We start from the raw sequence: 17,100 nt of genomic DNA on the forward strand, positions 1-17,100 counted from the left end.
ATCCGGCCCTTCGGGGCCACCCTCCCCATTCCCCATCTACAAATAGGACTTTATCGACTATGAGCGATAACCGTACCCCTGTGCCTCAATGGTCAGACATTGCCGGAAAAGACGAATTTCAGGCGCTGACGCCCGAGCAGAAAGAGCAAACCCGTAGCGCCTACTTTGACCGCGTAATTAAACCGCGTGCGCCAGCCGATCAGCTGGACAGCATTCGCGCTGAATTTGATAAGCGCACTATTCCTGCGCCGGTCGAGCCTGAAAGAGAGGAAGGTTTTTGGTCTGGTGTCGGCAACAGTCTGCGCGGTGCGGGTGAGCGAGTAGGTGACCTGGCCGGTGGTTTTGTTGACGCCATTGGCGCAGCCGCCGAGGCATCGCCCACCGGTATTGTCGGCGGCAATCCGACACGCCCAAGTATTCGTCCGCAAAAAATCCTAAGCGAATCAGAACGCAAAGAGGTGGGTGATATTCACCATGGTATTGCGGAAAACCTAAAGGCGACCGATTTTGGTTATGACCAAGGTCGCTACACGTTAGATCGCGCTAAGTCACGCCTATCCAGTGGCGATTATCTTGGTGCGCTTACCGAGGGCTGGGCGGCCGGTATGGATACGCTGGCTGTATCCACGCCGGATATGGTTGCCGCTGCATCTGGCGCCGGCATAGCCCCGTACATCATGGCGCGCTCGGGTGAAATTGCCGATGAGCGTGCGAAAAATAAAGGGCTTGAGCGAGCAACTGCGGTTGAGCTTCGAGAGGCAGCGCCTTTTGCTGCGGCATCGGCCGTGCTTGAGCGTATTTTGCCTAAGCGCTTAACGGCTTCTGGCGGTGAGATTTCCGAAGAGGCGGCCAAGGAAGCCTCGGACAAAGCCATTCGCCATGTGATGAAGCGTGCCGCATCTGAGGGCGTAAAGGATTTTGGCATTGAGGGCGGTACCGAATTTGTCCAAGAAGGTATTTTGGAGTACCTGGGTGAGAACTACGGCACCGATGTGGAGTTGTCCGCGCGAGATGCGTTCGCCCGAGGCGCAGAGGCCGCAATTCTGGGCGGCATTGGCGGTGGTACGGTTGGTGCCGCAAAAGGTGCTGTCGATGGCATTCAAGAGGCGCGAGGTCGTAGAACGGTTACCGCCGAGGACGTAGAAGCCGAGCTTGAAGATGACTTTGATATTGAGCAGGAAATTAGCGATCTTGAAGCCGCTGCTGATGAGGCTGCCGGTCAGGAGACGCAAGAGCGCCCTTGGTGGGAGCAAGAGCAGGGTGCGGAGCTTTCCATTGATGAAGGTGCACAACCGATTGCCCCAGGAAAAACCGAGATTGAAGGCTACAACCACATGGCCAATGCGGCCCCGGGTGAGGCTGTGTTCTGGCAGTCGCCCGACGGTCAGCGCGAAGCGGAATTCGTTCGTGTCGCCGGCTCAATGGGTGGCCAGGACATTGCGGAGGTTGAGGTTGATGGTCGTCGTGAACTGGTACCTATGGGCGATTTGGCGAGGGTACCGAACTATACGCCAGAGCCTGAACAGGCAGCACAACCCGAGCCTACCGAGGCGCCCGAGGGCACCATTAACTTTGAGCGACCCGATATTCCCGAGCGCCCGAGCCTGGAGCTGGAGCCGCAACAAGCCGAATACAACAATGGCGTAGAATTTTCGCCTCAAGACCTCCCGCAAAACACTGCTAAGCGTGACCAAATGGCCGCTGGCGTGCAACGTTTAATTGACCAGCATATTGACCAGTCTCGCTATGAAAAGCTGCCAGAGGGCTTAAAAGATCCGCGTCTGCTGCGCGAAGAGCACCGCACACGACTGGAGCAAATGGCCGGAGAGCTAGTGAAAGGCGGCGACGTTGGGTATGTGCGTGATGAGCACGACCGCATTACTGGCCGCACGCCCTCGGTGAACCCTGAGTGGTTCAAAGCCATGACCGATGATAGCGGCAAGAAGCTGGTCACCACTGAGCAGTTAAAAACCGCTGTTGATAAGGCTTTGCGTGGCGAAAAACTGGGAGAGCGTCAGGCTGCAGCTGTGCAAATTATGCTGGATGAAATTCAGCATGACCGCCAGGGTTTGATTGAGCAGCGCTTGCAGGAGCGCGCCGATGCCATACAATCGCGTGACGCCAAACGAATTGCCGAGAGTTTGATTGATCCCGACTTGGCACTGCCTGAATCCGGCCCAGCCACCGCCGCTGTTTCGGAAGTGGTGGCGGATATTCTAAGCCGTGGCTATTCTCGTGATAAGCTACAATCGTTAATTCAACAGTACAGCGCTGACGGCAAAAACCCATTGCCTCAGTTGATGGGCAAGCTAAGAGCTGAGGGGGTATTTAGTGAGCAATCAGACGGAAGAGAAGTTCGACGCGGATCTGATAATGCGCGGGGCGGATCACCTGATAGAACAGCGCAAACTTCGTCGGGAGCGCAACCTGGAGACGCTGCGCCGGACATCCCAGGATTCGACGGAGAGCCAACCGCAGAGCAGCGAGCCGAATCCGAACGAGAGTTAAGCCAGTTATTCGGTGAACCAAAACCCAGTCAAGAACCAGAGCTCGCCAATGACGCGGGCTCTGTTGCTTCTGCGCCCCAAGAAACGCCCGTCGATCAAGAAAATTTACTCGAGTCCTACACCGAGCAGGATATTGCCGAGCGTGAAGCTCAAGCGGAAAACTTGCCCGAACAAGAGCAGCGCGTCCAGGTGGACCGTGAACGTGAAGAGTTTGGTTTGGATGGCGGCTCTGCGACTGTGGCCGGCAGTAATGATCCGCTGCAAAAGCCTCAGGGTGGCGATATGTTTGCCAGCACGCGGGGTGAAAGCAGCCCAGAATCTTTCGTGTCTGCACCAGACGGTTCAACGGATTTTGGTGAGGTTGACGAGTCCGTGGCCAAAGCAGTTGGCCGTCAGGCTGGCAAGATACGACTTCAAGAGGGTGTTCATAAAACTAAGCATCAAGGCTACGGGCGAGCTCACATAGCTGCTGAGCATCCAGAAATTAAAGATATTACTGGCTTTGTTCGCGGTGTGGCATCTGACTTTGACGCAATTTACAAGGGTCGTCGCGGACGCCTGCAGATGGTTAAGGGTGGCTCGCCGGATGAGTTGCTTGTTGTTGAGCTGCGCCCAATGGAGAGCGGAGACTTTTATTCGGTAGTGTCTGCCTACAAGAGCAGGAAAGTGACAGGGGAGAAGCTGTGGGACGCTGCGCAGTCACGCCCCTCCGGCCCCGGTGACCAGAATGCCTTGTCCGAATCGGTCCCTCTTAGTGGTTCCGGCGAGAGCCGACCTAGCGCCAAGCAATCAGCAACGGGTAAAAGTATAGGCCAAAAAACAGACAATGGTCAATCTGCACTCCCCAAAATCCTCACCGACTCGCGTAAGAAAACTCTTATCAAAATGGCCAAAGAGCAAGGTATCAAGCGCAGCTCCCCCGGCTATAACGCGGCTATGGAGCGCCTTGGCGAAGAGTACGATCAGGCCGTAGACCGGGCCCAGGCAGAGTTAACGTTCGAGCAATTTAACGCCCTTAACTCTGATTCGCCTGAGTCGGTAAATCGCCAGGCCTATGATGCTTTGCGTGAAGAGTACGGCATTGATGAGACGGCACTCGCCGATATTGACGCTGCGGCAAGTCAAGCCGACACCAATCCTACCGAAGCTCAAAAAGAAGCAGGCAACTATCAGAAAGGCCACATTAACGTCCAAGGCCTCGATATATCGGTAGAGAACCCCAAAGGCTCTGAGCGATCCGGTACCGATCCAGATGGCAATGATTGGTCGGTGACCATGAACAGTCACTACGGTTACATTCGCCGCACTGAGGGTGCTGACGGTGAGCATGTGGACGTATTTGTTGGCCCCGAGCCCGAATCCCAGCGTGTGTATGTTGTGGATCAAGTAAACCCTGACGGCTCTTTCGATGAGCACAAAGTGTTGGTTGGTTACCGCGGTAAGCTGGCCGCCACCAAAGCCTACAAAGACAACTACACCAAAGGGTGGAAAGTGGGCCCGGTCACCAGCATGAGCATGGACGAGTTTAAGGCCTGGCTCAAAGACGGTGATAACACCAAGCCGCTGAATGCTGACCATTTTCTTGAGGCCAAGAATTCAGATGGGTCAGATCTAAAAATAACGTGGAGCAAAAGGTCGCCCAAAAGTTGGAAGTCCAGTGATGGACAGATAATCGCCGATCATTCTACGACCTTCGGCGGTGTGCGACAGAAAATGTACATGGTGTTTGCTAGCGAGTCTGATTTTGGAGCTGGGAACAACTATGCCACCGCTGAAAATCTAAAAGAAGCAAAAAACAAAGCTAGGCCAAGGCCCTCAAAGGGGGGCGAGAAACAGGAAGCGCCTGCCCCGACCGAGGGAAAAACCCGCTGGGTCAAGTCAGGCAAAAAGCAATGGAAGAGCGAAGACGGCCGCATTATTCAGGACGAGTCGTACACCCTAAAGGGCAAGCGCGTGAAGCGGTACCGGGTGTATGGCAGTGAATCCGACTTGGCCAAAGGGGTTAAGTATGCCGAGGGCAATACTCTGGTGGAAGCGAAGGAAAATGCCGCTAAGTATCTGCCACGACTGGAAGATTACCTGGCTTCGCAAAAGGAACCGTCAACCGAACGCAAAAAGCAAAGCGCCCCGGCGGCCCCTATTGAAGATTTCGGCGAGAAGCTTGGTGGCGCGCGCAAGGATGAAATGAAACCGTTGCGTGAGCGTCTGGAAAATATGGACGACGACCAAATTGCACAAAGTACATTAGGCAAGCTGTTCCCGAAGGCCGAGATAGACAAAATTGAGAATAAGGAAACGGCCGCTTGGTACAAGGTGATTCGCGATATTGTGCCTGCCAAACCCCGGAAAGCCTACAAGCTGCAGCGCTGGGTGGAAAGCGTTAAGCAGGCTCGGGATATGGCAAACCTTTTGGAGGAGGTTGGCCACGAGAAGGTGGCAGAAAAAATTAAAGAATCTGGCAAGAGAAGTCTTAGCGAGCTTCTTGAGCGAGTCGAGCTGCTGAAAGGGGTTGATCGAAAGCATTGGATGCGTATTGACACCGTGCAGTCTGTTTATGGTCGGTACATGGTTGATGGCGAATTGACGCCTGGGTATTGGATTGATGTGTTTATTGATGGCAGAAAGGAGGCTTTTAGAGGGCACAAAACAGTTGAGTCAGCTATTCCCGATGTTGCCACCTTCTTGGAGGATAAAGAGCCGGCCGAGCGTAAGGTGAAGTTCGCAATATACAGCAACCGCAACACTGGCGAGGCTTACATTGTCAAAGAGGGAGACCGTGAACGCCGCCAGTTGAAGACCTTTGAGAATGTAAGTGAGGCTCGAAAATACCAGCTCGAAAACTACGAAGAGTTGGTGGGTGCATGGGAGGCTGTAAAAAACCGCGATAACGTGACTCGTCGGGATATGCGGCGCAGTGTGAACGCCGAGAGAACCGGAGTAGATTACCGGAAAGGCGAGGACGTAACACCACAACAATTCTTGGAAACCTTTGGTTTTCGGGGTGTTGAGTTCGGTAATTGGGTGAAGCAAGGCAAGGGGGCCAAAGAGCGCCAGAGCCTGCTGAATGACGCCTACGATGCCTTTTTGGATTTGGCCGAAGTTCTGAATTTGCCGCCCAAGGCCATGAGCCTGGAGGGTCGACTTGGCATTGGTATGGGGTCGAGGGGGCAGGGTGGAGCAGCGGCTGCCCACTACGAGCCAGATTCTAAGGTTATTAACCTTACAAAGACAAAGGGTGCCGGGTCGTTGGCGCATGAGTGGTTTCACGCGCTGGACAACTATTTCTCAAATAAGCGTGGTGAGGCAGTTTTTACCGGCGATCAGGATGCCTACCGTAAAGATTCCTATGTGACCTATAAGCCTGAGCCTTTAATGGTTCGCAAGGCGGATGTCGGGAAGGGTTACGGTTTAACCATGACCAAAGCTCAGCTAGAAAGACGGCGAGCCGCAAGCCCTGATAATGATTTGTTCGCCGCTGAAAACTGGGTACCTGATCCAAATCATAAGGACGGTGTTCGTCCTGTGGTGGAAAAATCATTTGCCAGCCTGGTGAAAACCCTTGAAGAGTCGCCAATGTCTGGCCGCGCGATTGACGTAGATAAGGGCAAGGTCGATGCTTACTGGTCGCGTATCATTGAGCGGGCCGCCCGGTCGTTCGAGAATTATGTGATTGTTCGCCTGGCGGATCAGGGTTACCAGAATGATTTTTTGGCTAATGTCGCCTCTGAGGAAGATTTCGTTCGCAATCTGAATCGCTATCCCTACCTGAAAGACAATGAGGTCACGCCAGTTGCTGAGGCGTTCGACAACCTGTTTGAGTCTATCGAAACAAAAGAGACTGGCGACGGCAATGTGGCGCTTTTTAAATCAGGTGGAAGCAATTCTCAGCCCGTTGAAAAGCTAGAAGCGCAATCTACAGTAGATCGAATCGCTTCATCCTTGCCGGACTCAACAGCTAAGATCGAGCTGGTTGATTCTTTTGACGAGTTCCCCGAAGCAATCAAGAAGAGCGCGAAAAAACTTGGCTTTGATGGCTCGCGAGTTAAAGGGGCTTACCGAGACGGAACGGTTTACTTGAATCGGTCGGCTCTAAAAAGCGCGGAAGACGTTGAACGTACCATATTTCATGAGCTGTACGGACACCATGGCCTGAAAACAATCTTTGGGCAAGATGTTCGCCAAGCAATGGGGCGTTTATATCTGCGTGTTGGTGGCCTAAAAGGCGTCCGCGATCTAGCCAGAAAGCACAATATTGATCTGTCACGGTACGAGCGTGGGTTAAGCAAAGCGGTTAATTTAGGGATTTTTGATCGCGATACTGCTAACTCAATTTTAGCCGAAGAGCTATTGGCTCACATTTCAGAAAACCAGAAGCCGAGTGTAATTAGGGCGCTTAAAGAATTTATCGGAGCTATTCGTTCATGGTTGCGTAAAAACGGGTTTATAGCTCTGTCGAAAATAACCGACAGCGACATTATGCAACTGTTAAAGCAATCTAGGCAGGCAGGCGGACATTCTGGCATCAGCGGCCCGACCGGGACAATATTTGACTTGGCTGGAGAGTACGAAGGTGCTCAGGCGGCGCCTGCGTTCTCAGTGTCTTCTATGCCGCGTCCTACGCGCAAGATTATCGGCGACGACCCGGTACTGGCCGGCTGGACAATGCTCGCGCAAAACGATGATGCGTTCCAGCTGCCGGTAAGTGACAAGAAGGGCATAGAAGAAATATTCAACGAGCTGGAAGGCCCTGGCGGTGTTCAGATCGTTGAAGCCGAAGAGCTGGCCTTGCAGAACGATTACGGCGCGGAAAAATCGTGGCGAATCATTACGCCTCAAGGTAAGCGCGCGGCGATTTATCAAAAGGGCGATAGTGTTTGGATCGATGTGTCTGCCGTTGAAAAAGGCCAGAACGGCAAACGAATTTACAATGCCGTTGCCAACTATGCACATAACAATGATCTGGTGTTTGTCGGCGATCCAGATGGCTTATCCGATGTGGCCCAAACTCGACGCTTGGAAAACATGATAAGCAGCGCGTTGAAATTTGGCACAACAAAACATTTGTGGCCGCACCAAAATCAAGTAACCGGTAATTCTAATGTCGATATGCCTAACATCGAGTGGAAAGACGGTAAAGACGCTCATAATTTACGGCAGATGATCGACGCCTCGTATCAATCGGTCGTAAATCAATTTCCGGAAATCCAGAACCTGCGCTACAATCCAAAGACTGACCAGTTTGAAGATTCCAAAACGGGGGAGGTTTGGGATGCTGAAAAATTCGATGACACAGCCGCAGAAATACGAGGACTGCAAGACACCGGAAGAGCGCGAGGCCCACTTACAGCGGGTCGCACAACGCTTGAAAGAGCAGTACTCACAAATACCTTTTCACGCGGAACGCGCCAAGAGGTCGCCGACATACTGGAGAAGTATGGCAAGTTCGGCAGTAAACGCCTAACCGGTCCCGACAACGCAGTACTCTACAGTATTGATTCAGAACCCCGGCCAAGTGCCGGGGTTTCTCGTTCTGGAGAGGGTGAAACGCTATTCAGCGTCAACGACGACACTCCACTGTTTGCGGCCCCCCAAGAGGCCAAAATCTACGGCATCCCCAAAGATTACCTGCTGCGCAAAATCACCGACAAAATGCGGCCGCTGCTGCAGACACAGCGCGAGATTGAAAAAGCCCAGGGTGGCCCGTTGGATGAGGCGCTGGACGCCTACCGGGCAGAAGAGGCCTTCCACGGTAAGACTGAGAACGATATTCGCAAGTTGCGCGAGCAGTATGTTGAGCCGCTGGCTGAAAAAATGGCTGACTATGGTGTCACCCAGGAAGAGCTTGATATGTACCTGTGGGCTCGCCACGCACCAGAGCGTAACGCGCAGATCGCAAAGATTAATCCTGATATGCCAGATGGTGGCTCAGGTATGACCGATCAGCAGGCCCGCCAAGTGCTGAAAAAGGCGAAGGACACCGGGCGCCTGCCGCAGCTGGTAGAGCTGGCGAAAACCGTGTATGCCCTGCAAAAGCGCAAGCAAGAGCTGCTGGCTAAGAATCTGGTGGATGGCGACCAACTCAATGCCTGGAACGAAAACTACAAGCATTATGTGCCGCTTAAAGGCCGCGCGACGGATGAGAGTAACACCAGCTTTCCTCGAGTCGGCAAAGGCTTTGATATTCGCGGCAAAGAGTCTTTGCGTGCACTAGGGCGCCGCACCAAGCCCGAGTCGCCCCTGCTTCACACCATCATGGATACCACCGAGGCTATTATTCGCTCGCGTAAAAACGAGGTGGGTTTAACCTTCCTCGACCTGGTGGAGCAATACCCGAACCCGGATTACTGGGAGGTATTTACCGCCGAAAGCCCCGAGCTGGAGCCGCGCTTGTATAAAAACTCCCAGGGTGAAACCGTGGGTGAGGGGCCGGTGATTGATCGCTCCAAGTATTTCAGCGTGAAGCGCGACGGCAAAGAGCATTTCATTAAGATCAATGATGAGCGCTTAATGAAGGCCATGAAAAACATGGGGCCGGAGCCGATGAACAAGCTGACCCAGTGGGCGGGCAACCTGTCTCGCTTCCTGTCGTCGGTGAATACTAGCTTTAACCCTGAGTTCGTAGTGACCAACGCGGCGCGGGACATTCAGACCGCCGTGGTCAATGTGCTGGCCGAGCAGGACTTGCATAACGGCCGCGCCAAAGGCAAGAAGATCGCCGCGAAAATGGTTAAGAGCGCGCCCAAGGCGGGATACGCCATTCGTATGAGTCTGGCCGGTAAGCAGCTGAAAGGCGAGGCTGGCGAGTGGCAAAAGGCTTTCGATCAATTCAGGGAAGACGGCGCTAAAACCGGTTGGTTTGACTCTAAAGACATTGAGGGGCAAAAGCGCGACCTGCAAAAACTGCTGAGCCTGTCGGAGAAAAATGCCAAGGGCAATGTGCTGAGAGCCGCAAAGGCCGTGGGTGAGTTTGTCGAGAACACCAACGCCGCGGTAGAAAATGCGGTGCGCCTGTCGGTCTATAAACATGCGATCGATGCCGGAGTATCTCGCAAAAAGGCCACTGAGCTTGCCAAAAACCTGACAGTAAACTTTAACCGCAAGGGTGAAATAGGGCAGGTGATGAACGCCCTGTATATGTTCTTTAACGCCAGTGTCCAGGGCACCATGACCTTTGCCCGGGCGATAGGCACTCTCAAAGACATAGACGGCAAGAAAACGCTAAATGCTGCGCAGAAAGTCGGGCTTGTGGCGGCGGCCAGTGCCTTCGGTCTGGCAGCGCTTAACCGCGAAATGGCGGGTGAAGACGACGACGGGGTGAACTGGTACGACAAGGTGCCGGACTGGGTGAAAGAGCGCAATATCGTGCTGATGAAATCCGTTGTCGGTGGCGAGCCTGGGGAATACTGGAAAATCCCACTGCCTTACGGCTACAACATTTTCCATGTGTTTGGCACCCAGATGGAAGGCGTGGCAAATGGTACAACCGGAGTGGGCGAGGGCGCCGTTAATGTGGCCAAGGCCGCTGTAGGATCGTTTGTGCCTCTGTCTCTGGCAACCTCGGACGAAACCGGCACCATGATCGGCCGCACCATTACGCCGACCGTGGGCAAGCCGTTCGTTGATTTGTGGACCAATGAGAATTTCTGGGGTGGGCCTATCTACCGGGAAAATATGGACTTCGCGGTACCGAAGGCAGACGCAGCGCTTTATAAGCGATCGACCCCTGAGATATGGAAAAACATGGCCATGTTTATGAACAAGGCCACCGGGGGCGGCACTCATATAGGCGGGTGGGCGGACGTAAGCCCTGATTCGCTGGACTACCTGTTTGACTACTTTACTGGTGGCGCTGGCGCTTTCGTTAACCGAGCTCAAAGCGCTATAACAAAAGCTGCCCAAGGTGTGCCGCTGGAGGATCGTGAAATTCCGTTTAAGCGTCAGATGTCGGGTAAGGTCGCCCACTGGGACGATATTTCAAACTTCTATGACCGCAAGGAAGAGGCCGAGCGCCTGGAGGCTGAATGGAAAACCCTGAAAGGCAAAGAGCGCGTTGACTTCTACAAAGAGCACGGCAAAAAGATCCGGCTAAAAGCGCTGGCGAATGATGTGGCGCAACAGATGGCCGCTCAGCGTAAGCGCCGTGATCGAATTGAAGCCAATGAGAAGCTGACCGCCAAGCAGATGGATGAGCGCCTGGAAAAGCTGCAAAAGCGGATGAAGCGCGAGGCAGACCGGTTTAACCGGGTGTGGCCAAAGGACTAAAGATAGCGCCAGAAATCCATTTGTGCGATGTAAACGGCCACAATGGCTCCGGCAAGGATTATGCCGGGCCATGTGTGCCAGAATGGAGGTTTTGAGGCCATAGCTATCGGTGTATTACCGGGCTAAATGAAAAATGATCCTGCTGCAGAGTTATTTCATCAATAACGCCGTAATTCTCTGGCTCCACGCTGAATATTGTTAGCCCGCCACCCGACTGACTTATGGTTCTCAGCTCGTCGGCTGGGCTTATGTCTATGTCGTTCACCAGGGCGCCAGGAATGCGGACCGGCATGGATATTTCTGTGTATTCTCCTGTATCCCTGTTTATCTCATAAAGTGCGCCTGCACCTACACCCAGCAATCTTCCGCTGCTATCAAAATCAATGCCTTGGAAGTCGCTTGTAATCTCGACTCTGGAAAGCTCTTCGCCTTCAAGCGATAGCTCCACTAGGTAGCGCGTTTGAAAATCTTGTGGCTCAGTAATGGCGGTTATGGTGTCGTCCGGCGTTACCGCCATATTGGACAGCTCGTATTCAGTGGCAAAGAGTAGTTTTGCCTCACCGGTTCTAATGTCGATCAGATCAATCTTTTGGTCGTATTGGTCGGCCCCATAAACATAGCCTTCGCTGTCGTAGTCAACCGCCAGGTAACCGGTGGGGAGCGGATTTGCTAATACGGCTATCGTTCCGTCAGTCTCATTGAGCTCATAGGTTGCGCCTTTGAAAAGGCTCACCGAGAACGTTCCGCTGCCTTCTGGGAGTGGCGCAATTTCAGCACCGCTATCCACAGGTGTTATAACGACAAGGGCGTCCGTATCCTCGTGATCATGGCTTAAATTTAATGAGCCCTCGCCAGTTAGCTTCTCTTCTTCATATAGCTCAATATTTAGCGAGTAGTTGCCTGCCGGCATATCAGGGAGTACGAAGCTGGTAGAGTTTCCCGTGTACTCTTCATCGGCGGTCGTTTCTCCTGTCACTTGAATTATGACGGTGGAATATTTAGAAACCTCAGAGGCATCTATCGTGATGTTTATGTCTGCATCGTCTGTCACTGCAACTGACGAAGAGCTTGAGGATGAACTAGAAACGGTTGGCTTGCTGCTGCCGCCCCCGCCACCTCCGCCACAGGCAGATAAGACGATTGCTGCCGCGACAGAAAAAATGAAATTGGTTGCTGTTTTTTTGGTTGTTTGCATCATGCTTCCCCTGAGTCCGTGTCGCCAAAATAGGCGGCCCTATTAAACGGTAAATTGAAAGGTAAAGGCAATGCCAGACGAAAGCGAGGCCCCTTAAAAACGTCGGCTTTATGAGGCACAATCCGTTTTCCGAATAGGAAAAAAATCCTTTAAAATCAATGCTGAATTTTCGGCTATTTCGTGTATTTCGCTTTTTGATTTATTAAAAATGCTATATAAATCAATAGCTTATGGTTTTCCGTGTCCACACTGGGGGTGTGGTGGTCGTGGGTTCGAATCCCGCCGTTCCGACCATTTTTCTTTTCTTAACTCTCTGTTCACAGCATCTCTTGTAATTTATCGTCTTGGCCTTATATCCCATCCTTGAGGTGGCAGCCTCTGTATAAGATGCTACTATGTGCCCCTATTTTTTGACTCAGCGGCGCAGTAGCGTGCGCAAAATAACAATTGAGGTATCTACGTGACCAAGCAATTAATGATTTACGAGAACATCCAGCCGGTAACCAGCGACAAGCATCGCACTGTGGCGGTTAAAGTCACTTCGCACGATTTCGCATCAGAGTTGACCTCTGTTCCTCTGTTGGCAACTGAAATTCCGTTCGCATCTGCCGAATATCCGGTTATTTTCTCTGCTCCTAACGCTGAAGGTGAGCACACCCCTCTGGCGATCGTAGGCGTACAGCAGGGCGAGAACCTAATGTTAAATGCTGAAGACGCATTCGATGCCCGTTACATTCCTGCGTTTATTCGTCGCTATCCTTTTGTGTTTGCGGGCGATAAAGACAATCAGAACCTGACTCTGTGCATTGATGAAGACAGCAAGGCACTGGTTCGCGATGGTAGCGAAGGTGAGCGTTTGTTCGACGATAATGGCGAGCAAACTGAATTCTTGAAAGAGATTTTAAAATTCTTGCAGGACTACCAGTATCGCGCCGAGATGACCAAAGCTTTCTGCCGCAAACTGAAAGAGCTGGACCTGTTGGAGCCAATGCAGGCGAATATTGAATTCCGCAATAAGGCCGACAGTAATATGAGCATTAAGGGTTTTTACACCGTTAAGCGTGAAAAGCTGAAAGCATTGACCGACGAGCAAGTGGCGGATTTGTTTAAGCGCGATGGGTTAGAGTTGATCTACGCGCACTTAAACTCATTGAGCAACTTGAACGATTTGGTTGAGCGCAAAAACGCCAAGCTAGCCTAAGCGTTGCCTTAACCCAAAAAAGCCGGTTCGCCGGCTTTTTTTATGCCTGTCAATTACGGCTTGATGATCAGTTGCTTGAGCGACCAGCGAATATATCCAGTGCTGCATCTTTCACAAACATACTTGCCTGTGTTTTCCATAATCCGGATAGGCTATGTTGCTCGCGGTTGCTAATAATAAACAGGCCGCTATTTGTTTTCCTGCAAAAATTACGAAATTCTGGTGTTGGCTCACCAAAACGAACAGTACCGTTTTCGGCGGGTATAGCATGTTTCTGGGTCAAACCTTGTAATTCTCTCCTGGCGGATGCGCTCAATTCGTTCTCGTTTTCTGATGGTGCTCTGTCCAGTTCGTCATCTTCTGGTAACGGGTGACCTTTGAGTTGCAGCACCTGAATACTTTCTGGTGTTGCCAGCGTTAGAGCGCGAATAAAAAGAGGTGCTCCGTCTGCCGATTTGTTTAGTGCGAAGGCTATGGTAATCAGATGATAAGCGGCCATAGTTTTACCCGATACAACAATATTAGGTTTTCAGGCCTTGGTGGGGCTTTAGAAAAACACCATTCGGTGAACCATGCCATAGTTTATACGTAAGCCTAATAAGGTATTTCGATAAAGGGTGGGCTATTGACCACTACACATGGCCGCGATAGCAGGAGGGGTGAAAGCTATGAACAGCTTAAGAGGGCGTTCGATATTGGTGACCGGGGCTACTGGTTTTATTGGTGCTTATTTGGTCGCAAGGTTGCTAGAAAGTGGCGCAAAAGTAAGCGTGTTTACAAGACGAAAAAAAGTTGCCCAACGTTTATGGGGTGATTCTGTACAGGTGCTTACCCAGCTGTCACAGATTCCCGCTTTTGAGTACTACGGTGTGATTAATTTGGCCGGTGCGCCCATCATGGCAAAACGGTGGACGGCTCGTCGTAAGGAGTTGTTGCTGCAAAGTCGAGTCAATTTCACCCAAGAGCTTCTGGCTCAATTCCAAAAAGTGAATTCATTCCCAGATGTTGTAATCAGTGGCAGTGCAATTGGTTATTACGGGCCCGATGCCAAAACACCGCTGGATGAATCTGCTGTGAAGGGGCAGGGCTTTGCTGCAGATTTATGCGCGAGGTGGGAGCAGGCGGCGATTGATGGAGTGCCCTCTGGCAGTCGATTGTGTGTGCTGCGTACGGGAGTGGTTTTAGATGCAGGAGGGGGAGCGCTAGCGCAAATGCAGCCGCCTTTTAAGCTTGGTTTAGGTGGACCCATGGGGAGTGGTCAGCAGTGGATGAGCTGGATTCACCTAGAGGATTTAGTGGGAATGATTATATGGTTGTTAACGGACACCTCTGTCAGTGGGGCTGTTAATGGCGTTTCACCTGAACCGGTCACGAATAAACAGTTTTCGCACGCTTTAGCTCAGGCTTTAGGGCGGCCTTGCGTCTTTGCCATGCCGACATTTTTCGTTAAGTTGCTGCTGGGGCAGGCCGGGGAGGAGCTCCTTTTGGGGAATTCCAATATCAAGCCTCAGGCTGCAATATCCAATGGCTTTAGTTATCGTTATGGTGAACTAGAAAAAGCTTTGAATGACAGTGTAAAAAAATAAATTTAAGCACTTGATATATAAAATGCAGGCCTTAAATAAGGATTGTACCGGCTCGGTAGAGGGGTACAAAGCGCCTGATCTTGAAGATAGGCAACCTTTTATATATTGCTCTGATGAGGATATTGTTATGCGTAATTTTGATTTTTCTCCACTGTATCGTTCTTCCATTGGCTTTGACCGTGTAGCCAGCTTGCTCGACTCTCTGTCGCGCACTGAGCAGTCTCAGCCGAGCTATCCGCCGTACAATATTGAGCTTACCGGCGAAGATCATTATCGAATCACTATGGCCGTTGCGGGGTTTGACCGCAGTGAGCTAAATATTGAAGTCAACCAAAACAATCTGACCATTACCGGTCAGAACGCGGCCGATGAAGAAGGGCGTACCTTCCTGCATCGCGGCATTGCGGCTCGTAACTTTGAGCGCCGTTTCCAGTTAGCCGATCATGTGCGGGTTGAAACCGCAAACTTTGAAAATGGTTTGCTGCACATCGATTTGGTGCGCGAAGTACCTGAGGCCATTAAGCCCCGTACTATCGCAATAGGTAACGGTGAGTCGGTTGCAACCGTTACGCAAAAAGAAACCCACGCCGCCTAGTTTTCTCAGGCTTGTTAAGACTCACAGCAAAAGTGCCGGCTAGTCCGGCACTTCTTGTGTGTGAGTTGTAATCTGTTTTTGTGTTTAAAAGTGCTCATGCCGCAACCATGCCCGCTGTGTTTATCGGCTGATAATAAGCCTTACTTTTGCGACTCTAAGCGTTCTTATCGGCAGTGTTCACGGTGCCAGCTGGTATTTGTTCCGGCCGAGTTTTATCTCACCGCCGCAAAAGAAAAAGCCGAATACGACTTGCATGAAAACAGTGCTGACGATTTAGGTTATAGGCGGTTTTTGTCGCGAGCGGCAAAGCCTGTGCTTAATCGTGTCGGGGCGAATGCAATCGGTTTGGATTTTGGCTCTGGCCCCGAGCCTGTACTGCAATCAATGTTGCAAGAGGCGGGGCTTAAGGTATCGGTTTACGATATTTTTTATGCGCCGGATGAATCGGTTTTCAATACCAATTACGACTTTATCACTGCCACAGAGGTGGTGGAGCACTTACATGAGCCCGCAAAGGTTTTAGAGCGACTGTGGCAGTGTTTGGCTGCTAATGGCGTGCTGGTGATTATGACGAAACGGGTTATAGATGTGGACGCTTTCAGCCGTTGGCACTATAAAAATGATCCGACCCATGTGTGCTTTTTCTCTGCTGCTACATTTTCGTGGCTAGCCGCCAAGTGGCAGGCCGAGCTTGAGTATGTCGATAAAGATGTGGTGGTGTTTCAAAAAAACCTCGATTAATCGGTGTGAAACAGCTTAGCTCTGACCGTTGAGCGGTAATCGCTCGGGGTAATGTCTAACTCTGCTTTAAAACGTTCGGTAAAATACGCGGTATCGGTATAGCCGACTTGGTTGGCTATTTCGGCAATGCTTAGGTTGCTGGTTTTTAACAGCTCCTGCGCGGTATTGATGCGAACCTGACGCAAGTAGTCTAGCGGGGTGGTGCCGGTGGCTTCTTTAAAGCGACGGTTTAAAGTTCGAGTGCTCATATCAAATTGTCTGGCGACTTGCGACACTTTTACATCGCTGGAGTATCGCTCCCGAAGCCAGGATTGAACCTGCACAATTTGTTCGTCTGGGTGGGGGTGGTCGAGGTTTTCGTAAAAAGCCAAGCTCTCATAGGGACGGCGAATTTCATGGGAAAAGTGTCGCTCTACATGAGTGGCGACCGTGCGGCTAAAGAGTTTCTGAATAAAGTGCACGGTTAAGTCTGCCAGTGAGTTCACACTGGCGGCACAATAAATGTTTCCCGCCTTGGTGATAAAGTGCTGCCTTTTCAGCTCGACCTTTGGGTAATCTCTTTCAAACTGATCAAAGTAATGCCAATGGGTGGTGGCGGCTTTGCCGTCTAGCAGGCCCGCCTCGGCTAAAAAGCACACTCCTGTACTGACGGCGCACAAGGTGGTCCCCTGTGCGTGACAGGCCCGTAACCAATCGAGCAGGGCGCTTGATTGTCTCAAGGTGGGCCTTGGGTTACGCCACAGGGCGGGCAAATAAATAATATCGTTTTCGTTTGTTTCTGGAAGTAAGTGATCCGGTTGCCAGCGAAAGCCTGTGGTGCTGTTGTAGCTGCTGGTTTGTTCGGCGGTAGTCGACAGCTCTGCTTTCTGGTGTTTGTCTCCGTCCCGACGCCGGTTCGCCAAAATGGCGGTGCGCAACATTTCCATGGGCAGGGCGGTGCCGGTTGCCAGCATGTTTTCTGATAAGACAAAACTGATTCGGGTGGTGGGCATGATTTTTCCGCTTGAGTGAGT

At 51.7% G+C, this 17,100-nt stretch carries 8 protein-coding genes; 5 read left to right on the plus strand and 3 right to left on the minus strand.

What is annotated here, in order from left to right:
- Nucleotides 1-59: 59 nt before the first annotated feature.
- A complete protein-coding gene (locus D568_RS19720) occupies nucleotides 60-10,769 on the plus strand; it encodes an LPD38 domain-containing protein (protein ID WP_020209053.1) in 10,710 nt (3,569 codons plus the stop codon).
- Nucleotides 10,770-10,872: 103 nt separating this feature from the next.
- Here the strand turns inward: D568_RS19720 and D568_RS0107915 are convergent, their stop codons facing one another.
- Nucleotides 10,873-11,967 carry an NHL repeat-containing protein gene (locus tag D568_RS0107915; RefSeq protein ID WP_157497750.1) on the minus strand — a complete coding sequence of 365 codons (1,095 nt, stop codon included), beginning with the start codon at nucleotides 11,965-11,967 and terminating at the stop codon, nucleotides 10,873-10,875.
- Between the two features lie 457 nt (nucleotides 11,968-12,424).
- On the opposite strand from D568_RS0107915, the gene D568_RS0107920 reads away from it, so the two are divergent.
- Nucleotides 12,425-13,165, plus strand: a complete 741-nt coding sequence (locus D568_RS0107920) for a SapC family protein (RefSeq protein ID WP_020209055.1) — start codon at nucleotides 12,425-12,427, stop codon at nucleotides 13,163-13,165.
- Nucleotides 13,166-13,232: 67 nt separating this feature from the next.
- Here D568_RS0107920 and D568_RS0107925 read toward each other — a convergent pair whose 3' ends face one another.
- Nucleotides 13,233-13,664, minus strand: a complete 432-nt coding sequence (locus D568_RS0107925; protein ID WP_020209056.1) for a hypothetical protein — start codon at nucleotides 13,662-13,664, stop codon at nucleotides 13,233-13,235.
- 169 nt (nucleotides 13,665-13,833) lie between these two features.
- Here D568_RS0107925 and D568_RS0107930 point away from each other — a divergent pair, with 169 nt between their 5' ends.
- The 3 genes from D568_RS0107930 (at nucleotide 13,834) to D568_RS0107940 (ending at nucleotide 16,087) form a co-directional block, all read left to right on the plus strand.
- Nucleotides 13,834-14,751 (plus strand): TIGR01777 family oxidoreductase, encoded by a 918-nt coding sequence (locus D568_RS0107930; RefSeq protein WP_020209057.1) that lies wholly within the window; start codon nucleotides 13,834-13,836, stop codon nucleotides 14,749-14,751.
- Nucleotides 14,752-14,878: 127 nt separating this feature from the next.
- Nucleotides 14,879-15,346, plus strand: a complete 468-nt coding sequence (locus tag D568_RS19725) for an Hsp20 family protein (RefSeq protein ID WP_040516509.1) — start codon at nucleotides 14,879-14,881, stop codon at nucleotides 15,344-15,346.
- Between the two features lie 96 nt (nucleotides 15,347-15,442).
- Nucleotides 15,443-16,087 carry a class I SAM-dependent methyltransferase gene (locus D568_RS0107940; protein WP_020209059.1) on the plus strand — a complete coding sequence of 215 codons (645 nt, stop codon included), beginning with the start codon at nucleotides 15,443-15,445 and terminating at the stop codon, nucleotides 16,085-16,087.
- On the opposite strand, the gene D568_RS0107945 is transcribed toward D568_RS0107940, so the two are convergent.
- A complete protein-coding gene (locus D568_RS0107945; protein ID WP_020209060.1) occupies nucleotides 16,084-17,079 on the minus strand; it encodes a GlxA family transcriptional regulator in 996 nt (331 codons plus the stop codon). The two genes, D568_RS0107940 and D568_RS0107945, sit on opposite strands and share 4 nt — an antisense overlap.
- Nucleotides 17,080-17,100: the final 21 nt, after the last annotated feature.

This window comes from Gilvimarinus chinensis DSM 19667, from assembly GCF_000377745.1.
Lineage (GTDB): Bacteria > Pseudomonadota > Gammaproteobacteria > Pseudomonadales > Cellvibrionaceae > Gilvimarinus > Gilvimarinus chinensis.

What these genes read in the sequence shown, in the direction of transcription:
- D568_RS0107925 (WP_020209056.1), bottom strand. Translation starts at nt 13,664, where the DNA reads ATGGCCGCTTATCATCTGATTACCATAGCCTTCGCACTAAACAAATCG.
- D568_RS19725 (WP_040516509.1), top strand. Translation starts at nt 14,879, where the DNA reads ATGCGTAATTTTGATTTTTCTCCACTGTATCGTTCTTCCATTGGCTTT.
- D568_RS0107940 (WP_020209059.1), top strand. Translation starts at nt 15,443, where the DNA reads ATGCCGCAACCATGCCCGCTGTGTTTATCGGCTGATAATAAGCCTTAC.
- D568_RS0107945 (WP_020209060.1), bottom strand. Translation starts at nt 17,079, where the DNA reads ATGCCCACCACCCGAATCAGTTTTGTCTTATCAGAAAACATGCTGGCA.
- D568_RS19720 (WP_020209053.1), top strand. Translation starts at nt 60, where the DNA reads ATGAGCGATAACCGTACCCCTGTGCCTCAATGGTCAGACATTGCCGGA.
- D568_RS0107915 (WP_157497750.1), bottom strand. Translation starts at nt 11,967, where the DNA reads ATGATGCAAACAACCAAAAAAACAGCAACCAATTTCATTTTTTCTGTC.
- D568_RS0107930 (WP_020209057.1), top strand. Translation starts at nt 13,834, where the DNA reads ATGAACAGCTTAAGAGGGCGTTCGATATTGGTGACCGGGGCTACTGGT.